This is a genomic window from Arthrobacter sp., from assembly GCF_030540645.1.
Lineage (GTDB): Bacteria > Actinomycetota > Actinomycetes > Actinomycetales > Micrococcaceae > Specibacter.
The window spans coordinates 1-9,852 of record NZ_JAUNVV010000038.1 but is presented as its reverse complement, the minus strand read 5'-3'; the positions used below and the strand labels follow the sequence as shown (position 1 = coordinate 9,852).

8 protein-coding genes are annotated in these 9,852 nt (G+C 61.7%); all 8 read right to left on the bottom strand.

The window, feature by feature from the left end; genetic code table 11:
- Positions 1–623, bottom strand: a 623-nt coding sequence (locus Q4P21_RS08890; protein WP_303388426.1) for a DedA family protein, incomplete at its 3' end; no start/stop codon positions are given.
- A 430-nt stretch (positions 624–1,053) separates the two neighbouring features.
- Positions 1,054–2,379 carry a thymidine phosphorylase gene (locus Q4P21_RS08885; RefSeq protein WP_303388425.1) on the bottom strand — a complete coding sequence of 442 codons (1,326 nt, stop codon included), beginning with the start codon at positions 2,377–2,379 and terminating at the stop codon, positions 1,054–1,056.
- Positions 2,376–2,798 (bottom strand): cytidine deaminase, encoded by a 423-nt coding sequence (locus Q4P21_RS08880; RefSeq protein WP_303388424.1) that lies wholly within the window; start codon positions 2,796–2,798, stop codon positions 2,376–2,378. The genes Q4P21_RS08885 and Q4P21_RS08880 overlap by 4 nt, the downstream gene beginning before the upstream one ends.
- Positions 2,799–2,801: 3 nt before the next feature.
- Positions 2,802–4,097, bottom strand: a complete 1,296-nt coding sequence (locus tag Q4P21_RS08875) for an ABC transporter permease (protein ID WP_303388423.1) — start codon at positions 4,095–4,097, stop codon at positions 2,802–2,804.
- A complete protein-coding gene (locus Q4P21_RS08870) occupies positions 4,094–5,356 on the bottom strand; it encodes an ABC transporter permease (protein WP_303388422.1) in 1,263 nt (420 codons plus the stop codon). Before Q4P21_RS08870 ends, Q4P21_RS08875 begins: the two co-directional genes overlap by 4 nt.
- A complete protein-coding gene (locus tag Q4P21_RS08865; RefSeq protein ID WP_303388421.1) occupies positions 5,353–6,969 on the bottom strand; it encodes an ABC transporter ATP-binding protein in 1,617 nt (538 codons plus the stop codon). The genes Q4P21_RS08870 and Q4P21_RS08865 overlap by 4 nt, the downstream gene beginning before the upstream one ends.
- A gap of 96 nt (positions 6,970–7,065) precedes the next feature.
- Complete coding sequence (locus tag Q4P21_RS08860) at positions 7,066–8,112, bottom strand: BMP family protein (protein ID WP_303388444.1); 1,047 nt, start codon at positions 8,110–8,112, stop codon at positions 7,066–7,068.
- A 350-nt stretch (positions 8,113–8,462) separates the two neighbouring features.
- Positions 8,463–9,671 carry an amidohydrolase gene (locus Q4P21_RS08855; RefSeq protein ID WP_303388420.1) on the bottom strand — a complete coding sequence of 403 codons (1,209 nt, stop codon included), beginning with the start codon at positions 9,669–9,671 and terminating at the stop codon, positions 8,463–8,465.
- Positions 9,672–9,852 lie beyond the last annotated feature (181 nt).

Below are 9,852 nucleotides of genomic sequence, written 5' to 3'. Positions count from 1 at the left end.
CCGCGTCTTTCCAGAAAGTGGTGTATCAATCTCATGCCGTGGTCCACCAGAAAACCAATGACAATGGCAAACGCAATGGCAATTCCCACACCCAACAACGGGTTGTCGTGAACCCAGCGGCCGGCAAATGTTCCCACGGCCACCGAATAGCCAGCCCACGTCACTACCGCTATGCCGTCCAACACCACGAAGCGGCGCCAAGGAAAGTGTGTGGCCCCCGCCGTGAAGTTGACGGCAATTCTTCCCACCGGGATGTACCTGGCGGTGAAAATCAGCATGGCTCCGCGTTTTTCCAATTCCCTGCTGGCCCAAGCGAAGGCCTTTGCCCCACGCGGCCTGCGCATCCAGTTAAACCGCGTAGTGCCCAATTTCCGGCCCATGACGTACGCAATGTTGTCGCCAATCATGGCCCCAATCGAGGCGCCCAGGATCAGCAGCCAAATATTTGGTGACCCCGTACGTGCCGAGATGGAAGCCAAGGCCACAATGGCCGTCTCGCTGGGCAGGAACAGGAAGAAGCCGTCGATCAGGCAAAAGAGGCTGACCAAGGGAATCACCCACCACTGTGCGGCGGAATGTTCGATCAGAACGTTAATTTGACCGATGATGTGCAAAAAATCCACCCTGGACGTTTCCTTCCCTGTGGTGGTTGTCTGCACTAAGCTTCCCACGTCGGGGCAGTCACCGGTATACACCGAAAGGACGAGTTGCCGTGGCGGTTCTCCGTCCATGGAATGAGAGTTGCACGGTTTGGGTTTCAGGCACTGGATCTAGCGGACAATCAGTCAACGGATATAACAATGCCGCCAAAGTTTCCCCCCATGGACGCTCCTGCACTTTCCGGGGCCACCCTACCGACGCTCCTGCATCTTCCGGGCCATTTCGACTGACGCACCAGCACGTTCAGGTCGCTATGGCCGAACGCTCTGCAGCTACTGAGACAGCCACGAACAGGGGACCCCAAAACGTGCAGGAGCGACGCCGGGACGACCCCCAGGCGTGCAGGAGCGACGCTTGCATCACCCCGGAAAGTGCAGGAGCGTCGGTAGGGGGTTAGCCGATGCGGTCGATGATGAGCTTGGGCCGCTCCGGGGTGTCTTCTGCTGCGATGCTCACGGCGTCCGCCAATGCTTCCCTGGCCCGGTCGAATTTCTCCGGCGTGTCCGTCAGCAGCGTCATGAGCGGTTCCCCTGCGCGCACCCGGTCTCCCGGTTTGGCATGCAGGCGCACTCCTGCACCTGCCTGAACCACGTCCTCCTTGCGGGCCCGGCCAGCGCCCAGACGCCAGGCGGCGACCCCGACGCTCATCGCATCCAGTGCGACCAGCACTCCGTCCGTCGGCGCATACAACACCTCGGACTCGCGAGCCACAGGCAAAGCCGCATCAGGATCGCCGCCTTGGGCGGCAATCATGCGGCGCCACACGTCCATGGCCCGGCCATCCTTGAGTGCCGCTGCAGGGTCGGCGCCTTGGATCCCCGCGGCCTCCAGCATTTCCTGTGCCAGTTTCACGGTCAGTTCCACCACGTCGGAGGGGCCTCCCCCGGCCAGTACGTCCACGGACTCCTGCACCTCAATGGCGTTGCCTGCCGTCAGGCCCAGCGGCGTGGACATATCCGTCAGCAGCGCCACCGTATTTACTCCTGCGTCCTTGCCAAGGGCCACCATGGTCTGCGCCAGCTCCCGGGCCATGTCCACGCTCTTCATGAAGGCGCCGGAACCCACCTTCACATCAAGGATCAGCGCGCCGGTTCCTTCGGCGATCTTCTTGCTCATGATGGATGAGGCGATCAGCGGGATGGATTCAACAGTTCCGGTGACATCGCGCAAGGCGTACAGTTTCCTGTCGGCAGGTGCGAGGCCCGTTCCGGCGGCACAGATCACTGCACCCACTTCAGTCAACTGTTGCATCATCTCCTCGTTGCTGAGGTTCGCACGCCAGCCGGGGATGGCCTCAAGTTTGTCCAATGTGCCGCCCGTGTGGCCCAAGCCCCTGCCGGAAAGCTGTGGCACAGCTGCGCCAAATACGGCCACCAAAGGGGCCAGCGGCAGCGTGATCTTGTCGCCCACGCCGCCGGTGGAGTGTTTGTCGGTGGTGGGCATCAACGAACCTGCGGCGTTGCGAAGCCCCCCAAAGTCAAGTGTTTCCCCGGACGCGATCATGGCTGCCGTCCACTGCGCAATTTCCGCCCGGTTCATGCCGTTGAGCAGGATGGCCATGTTCAGTGCCGCCATTTGTTCTTCAGCGATGACCCCGCGCGTGTACGCGTCGATGGTCCAGCGGATTTGTTCGCCGCTCAGTGTGCCTTTGTCCCGTTTGATGCCGATGATGTCAACGGCGTCGAACGTGCTGGCCGCAAATGCCGGGGTGTTGTTCATGGTCTCTCCAATTCAATCCGAGTCAGGTCCTGTGGGCCGAAGGCGTCCGGCAGGACCTGGGCCATGGACTTCACCCCGGAGGTGGTCATGAGCCGCGTGTCCGCAGTGCTGAACTCGTACAGCAGCTGCCGGCAGCGCCCGCATGGCATGAGAATTCCACCCTGCGCGTCGACGCAGTAGAACTCTGTGATGAGTCCCCCACCGTTCATCCGGGCGGCCCCCACCATGGTGCATTCCGCGCACAGGCTCAGCCCGTAGCTGGCGTTCTCCACGTTGCAGCCGGAGACGATGCTGCCATCTGCCAGCCGGGCGGCGGCTCCCACAGGGAAATTCGAGTAGGGGGCATAGGCGCAGTCAAGTGCCGCGGTGGCAGCCTGGCGCAAGGGTTCCCAGCACTCGTCGAGGATGGGTTGCGGCATGTCCTACTCCTTGATGTACGGTTCGCCGTCGGCGGCCGGGGCCATGGCCTTGCCGACAAAGCCGGAGACGGCCAGAATGGTCAGCGCGTACGGCAGCATGGCCAGGAACTGTCCGTCGATCGGTGTGCCAGCGAGTGAGAGGATACTTTGCAGGTTCCCGGCCACGCCGAAGAGCAACGCGGCAAGGGCTGCCCCGATCGGGTTCCACCGGCCGAAGATCAAGGCGGCCAAGGCAATGAACCCCAGTCCTCCTGTCATGTCCTTGCTGAAGCTGCTGACCGCAACAAGCGTGAAGTAGGCCCCGCCCACACCCGCCACGGCGCCACCGGCGAGCACGTTCAACACGCGGGTCCGGTTGACGTTGATGCCCACCGTGTCCGCTGCCTTGGGATGCTCGCCCACGGCACGCACGCGCAGCCCCCAACGGGTCCGGAACAGGCCAAACCAAAGCGCTGCGACAAGGATCAGCATGAAGTAGCCAATGATTGACTGCCGAAACAGGGTAGGGCCGATGATGGGGATTTCTGAGAGCAGCGGAATGGGCAGGTTTGGCAGGTGCGCGGGCTGGTTGAACAGTGTCACCCCGTCCACTTTGGTCTTCATGATCTTTTCGAACAGGAACCCGGTCAGGCCGGACACCAGCACGTTCAGCACCACGCCGACAATGATCTGGTTCACCACGTACTTGATGCTGAACAACGCCAGCAGCAGCGACACGAGCACCCCGGCCACGGCTGCGGCAACAAGTCCGGCATAGGCGTTATGCGTGATGGAGGAAACCAGTGCGGCAGTAAAGGCACCCGCCAGCAGTTGCCCCTCGATGGCGATGTTCACCACGCCGGCGCGTTCGGAGAGGACCCCCGACATGGAACCGAACACCAGTGGCGTGGTGATCAGCATGGCGCCGGTGAAGAGCCCCACGAGCGTAATGTTTTGCGTGGTTGTGCCACCGATGATCCACACCATCAAGCCCACCACGAACAGCACGGTGAACACCATGACCACCCACGTGGCAATACGGCCACGAGTCTTGGTCTGGTTGTACGCCACATACGTCAGTGCGGCGCAGGCCAGCGAGACAACGATCCCCACGGCCTTGGCCGGCAGCACCAGATTGGGTACCTGCCAGGCGTCGCCGCTGGAGGAGATGCGGAAGGTTGCGGTGCCGCCGGGGCCAAGCAGAATGAAAACGACGACGGCGAACAGTGCGAGGGCTGCGAACAGAATCGGCATTTTCCAGCTGCGCACGGCGACGGCGTCATGCACCTTGCCGTGGTCGGTTGTGGTTGCGATGCTCATGCTGCGACTCCTTCGCGGCTAACTGCCTTAATCCGGAACATGGATCGGACCAGCGGCGGGGCCGCGATAAACAGCACAATCAAGGACTGCACCACAGCCACGATGTCAATGGACACATCGGCGTTGACCGCCATTGAGGTGCCACCCGCTTTGAATGCCCCAAACAAGAGGGCTGCAAAGAACGTGCCCCAAGGTTTTGACCGCCCCAACAGGGCAACCGTGATGGCGTCGAAGCCAATGCTCCCCGCAACGTCGGAATCCAGGATCTTTTCCGTCCCGGCCAGCTGGGTCACACCCGCCAGACCGGCCAGCGCTCCGGAGATCAGCATGACGGTGATGTAGCCGCGGGACACCAGCATGCCAGCTGTGCGGGCTGCACGCGGGTTGGCCCCAATGGCCCGGTACTCAAATCCAAGTGTCGAGCGGTTGAGCAGCCAGGAAACGGCGAAGACGGCGGCAATAGCTAGGATCAGCCCCGCATGCAGCCTGTAGTTGGGGCCCAGTAGCAGTGGGAACATGGCAGTTTCGTGCATGCGCGGGCTGATGGGGTTGCTGCTGGCGGGGTCTCGCAGCTGGTTCTTGAGTAGATACAGAACAAGGGAGATGGCGATGTAGTTGAGCATGATCGTCACGATCACTTCGTGCGCACCGGTCTTTGCCTTCAGGAATCCGGCAATTCCACCCCAGATGGCGCCGCCAAGGGCACCTGCCAGTACCACGGCCACCAGGTGGATGCCCGGGGGCAGTTCCATCATGAAACCTACGACGCCGGCAAACGTGGCACCGAGGATGATCTGGCCCTGCGCACCAATGTTGAAAAGTCCCACCCTGAATGCCAACGTGACGGCCAGCCCGGACAAAATCAGCGGAGTGGCGAAGGTGAGCGTTTCAAAGATGCCCAACCTGCCCTGCCACGTCCGGGAGTTCGGATCGTAGGTGGCGCCTCTCCACAGGGCGCCGTAGGCGTCCGAGATGGAAGCCCAGATAGCGCCGAAGGTAGCGGAAGGATCGCTGAAGAAGTACCCGAACGCCGTAACTACCCGCTGGTCGGTGACGGCAATGAGCACCCCGCCAATGACGAGCGCAACCAGCACGGCCAAGACGGAGATCATCGCGTTACCGCTGATGATTTCCCGCATCAGCTGGCTGCCGTTTGACTCGTTGTCGGTTTTCCAGGGCGCCTTCGCGCCACCAGCCCCGGCTCCAGGCTCCTTGTTGTCCAAAGACCCCCCGGGAGGCGGCAGTTGCGGCTCGCTCATGACTGCACCCCTGAATCGTTCGTGCTGGCGGAGCCCTGGGCTTCGGAAGCGGACACAGCGTCCGTGGCTGTCTCTGGCTCTGTATCTTGTTTGTTCATTTGTTCCTGTGCTTCTGCAGCGGGCAGCCCCGCCATCATCAGGCCAATCAAGGCACGGCTGGACTTTCCCGGGACAATGCCCATGAGCCGTCCGGCAAAAAGTACCGCGATGCGGTCTGCTAGTTCCAATACTTCATCCAACTCCGTGGACACGATGAGCACTGGGGTGCCTGCGTCACGTTCCGCCACGATGCGTTTGTGCAGGAACTCAATGGATCCGACGTCCACGCCACGGGTGGGTTGAGAGGCGATGAAGAGTTTCAGCGGCCGCGAAAGCTCCCTGGCCAGCACCACTTTTTGTTGGTTTCCGCCGGATAGGGTGTCTGCCGGGTCCTGCGCAGTCTGCGCACGAACATCGAACTCCTCCACCTTTTCCACCGCATTCTTCGCAATGACTGCATGGTTCATGGTGCCGCGGCGGGAATAGGGTGCCTGTTTATACAGGTCCAGGATCAGGTTTTCAGCAATGGAGAACTCCCCCACGAGCCCGTCGTCCGAGCGGTCCTCGGGGACGAAGCCCACCCCTGCATCCAGGATCTTGCGGACACTTTTACCCAGCAGTTCCTGCCCTTCCAGCGTGATGGAGCCCAGCACGTGCTTATGCAGTCCCAGCACGGCTTCAGTCAGTTCCGTCTGCCCATTGCCCTGCACACCGGCCACCGCCAGGATCTCACCTTGGGAGACGCCCAAGGTGACGTTGTCCAAAAGTCTCTGGCCGGCGTCGTTCATCACTGTCAGGTTGGTGACCTTGAACGTTTCCTCACCCGGCTGGGCATCCGCCTTGTCCAGGGAAAGGTTCACGGCGCGGCCCACCATCATGGCGGCCAGCTCCGTGGTGGGGGTCGACGGCGGTGCGGAACCTACCACCTTGCCGCGGCGGATGACGGTGATGGTGTCCGAGACGGCCTTGACCTCACGCAGCTTGTGCGAAATGAAAACGATGGAGGTGCCGCCTTCACGCAGCTGGCCCATGATGTCCATCAGTTCGTCGGTTTCCTGGGGCGTGAGCACGGCGGTGGGCTCATCCAGAATCAGGATTTTGGAGTTGCGCACCAGCGCCTTGATGATCTCCACCCGCTGCTGGACGCCCACGGGGAGGTCTTCCACCAGTGCGTCAGGGTCCACGTCGAAACCAAACTTGGCGGAGATCTCACGAACTTTCTTTCGCGTTTCCTCCAGGTTCAGGATGCCGCCAAAGGTGGTGGATTCGGCACCCAAGGCCACGTTTTCGGCCACGGTGAAGACCGGGACGAGCATGAAGTGCTGGTGCACCATGCCAATGCCGGCTGCCATGGCGTCGGAAGGGCCGGAGAACCGCACCGGCACATCATCGATGAGAATCTCACCAGACGTGGGTGCATACAGGCCGTACAGGACATTCATCAAGGTCGATTTGCCGGCCCCGTTTTCCCCCAACAGGCTGTGGATTTCCCCCGTGTTCACGACCAGGTCGATGTGGTCGTTCGCCACCAGGGTGCCGAAGCGCTTGGTGATGCCCCGAAGTTCAAGTTTCAACGTATTTGGCCCGTCTCTGCGGATGGATAGTTCGAAAAGCTGCAGAACGGGCGCCGCGTTCCGCCTGGTGCGGCACGCAGCGCCCGTGTGCGGTACCTACTTCGGGCTGGATTTGGACTCCACCTTGATGGAGCCGTCAATGATGCCCTTCTTGATGTCCGCCAGCTGGCTCTGGATGTCCTTGCTGACGGAGGACTCAAGGTCGTGGAACGGGGCCAGGGAAACGCCACCGTTGTCCAAGGTGCCAATGTAGGGGGTCGGGTCGAACTTGCCGTCCACGTCCTCCTTGACAATGGTTTCCACGGCTTCGCCCATGGTCTTGATGACCGAGGTCAGCAGGATCGACTTGTACGTGGGTGCGGTGAGGAAACCGTCGGAATCGACCCAGACGAGCTTGACATCCTTGCCACCCTTGTTGGCTGCCAGGATGGCATCGCCGGCTCCCTTGCCAAGCGGACCAGCCACAGGCATGACCACGTCGGCGCCTTCAGAGATCAGGTTGTTCGTGATCTTGGTGCCTTCCTGGATGATCTCAAACGTGTTGGCGAAGGAACCCTGTTGCGTGTCAACGTTCCAGCCCAAAAGCTGAACGTCCTTGCCCTGCTTTTCGTTGAAGTACTTCACACCATCGGCAAAACCGTCCATGAAGATGGTGACCGTGGGGATGTTGACGCCGCCAAAGGTGCCGACCTTTCCGGTCTTGGACACCGCTGCCGAAACATATCCGGCCATAAACGCGGCCTGGGCAGTGTCGTAGACCACCGGCTTCACGTTGGGCGCCTTGATCGAGTTGTCATCGATGATCGCGTAGTGCAACGTCGGGTTGTCCTTCGCCGCAGCAGCAGTAGCCTCAGCCAACAGGAAGCCCACAGTGACCGTCAGATTGCAGCCGGCGCTGGCCATCTGGTTCAAGTTCGGTACAAAATCTGCCGTACTGGAGGACTGGGCTTCCTTCATCTTGATACCCAAATCCTTGACAGCCATCTTCATGCCCTCGTAAGAGGACTGGTTGAAGGACTGGTCGTCGAATCCGCCGGAGTCAGAAACAATGCAGCCCAAAAAGTTGGCTGCTGCGGCATTTTCCGTGCTGCCGCCACCCGGTGCCGGCGGGGCTTCGCCGCAGCCGGTGAGCAGCAACGCCATGGCGCTCACTGCGACAGTTCCTACGATGGCTCCGCGCTTGACGGTGTTTAGAAGATGGTTCTTCAAGGTTCCTCCATGTGGTGTGGGACCGCCGCAGTGAAGGAATCGCCCCGAAGGCAAACCGGGCCGTCCGCCCAAACTGGAACACTGTTCTTCAGGTCTGTGGCGGACATCGGCTTGCGTTGGCGCACCCCGGCATTGCGGCGCTATGCATCACACACTAGTGGCACTTTCGTACCCGCCGGTAGTGGCGGACGGGAACCACGGGCCATCGTTGGGGAACCGTTACATGTTTGTGATCCGGGGCGCGCGCCGGAGGCTTGCCTCCAGCAGGCCCGCGCAGGTGCGATCTACTGTTCAGCAGCGTCGCGCAGCACCCGCAGGGCGGCAGCGCACAGCACGCGAACACCGACGGAAAGTGCGCGTTCGTCCACAATGTAGTCACCCCGGTGCAGGTCGTATTCCTCGCCGCCGGGGACGTGGGTGCCCAGCCTCATCAAGGAACCGGGGATACCCTGCAGGAACCAGGCAAAGTCCTCCCCACCCATTGATTGCGGCGCCAACACCACAGTGTCCTCGCCAAGTTCAGCGCGGGCCGCTGCCTCAATGACGGCAGTTTCGTGTTCGGAGTTGACCACCGGGGGCACCCCACGGGTATGTTCCAGATGCACTTCCACGCCAAAGGGTGCAGCAATCTGCTGAACGACGTCGTCAAGCAACTCCCCCGCCGCGTGCCAGGCCTCGCGGTCAAGGCAGCGCATGGTGCCGCTCATAACGCCCTGTCCGGGGATGGCATTGGGCGCAGAACCAGCATGGATCTGCCCCCACACGACGGAGACGCCGCTGCGGACATCCACACGACGGGACAGTACCGCCGGGACGCTGATGGCAATTTGGGCCAGTGCGAACACCAAATCCTCGGTCAGGTGCGGGCGGGAGGTGTGGCCGCCGCGGCCGGAAAGTTCAATCTTGATGGTGTCCGAGGCGCTGGTGATGGGCCCGATCCGGGTGCCGATCTTGCCCACTTCGATGCGCGGGTCGCAGTGCAATGCCATGATGCGCGGCACACCGTCCAGAGCTCCCTGGTCAATGCAGGAAAGCGCTCCGCCGGGCATGGTTTCCTCGGCGGGCTGGAAGATGATCCTGATGCGCCCGCCCAACGGAGTGTGTTCGTGCATGCGAGCAAGCACCAGGGCAATGCCCAGCATCGTGGCAGTGTGGAAGTCGTGTCCGCAACCGTGCGTGACGCCGTGGTTGCGGGAGGCAAACGGCAGGCCGGTCTCCTCCACGATGGGCAGGGCATCAATGTCCCCGCGCAACGCCGTCGCAATGTCCCCCTCGCCCACGTCAACAATGACGCCGGTGCCGTCAAGACGGCGTGGGGAAAGGCCTGCCGCAACAAGGCGGTCATAGATCTTGCCGGAGGTGCGGAACTCCTGGAACGACAGTTCCGGATGGGCATGAAGGTCACGCCTGAATTCAACGACCTCTTCCAACAGGGGCTCAAGCCACGGGCCTACCAGCTCGGTCGGTTCTGTTTCCAGCGAGTAATTGCGCACAAGTCAAACTCTAGTCACGTCAGCGTGCCGTGACTGCATTCACTTCCCTGCATTACTCCGAGCGCGCCGGAACATTTGGCGCTGCGGGGCGCCCCGGGTTACAGCACGTCGGTGTCGCCCTTGGCTTTGAGCCCGTCCACTGCCTTTTTCACGAGTTGGGAATGGGCACGGGTTGTTACCA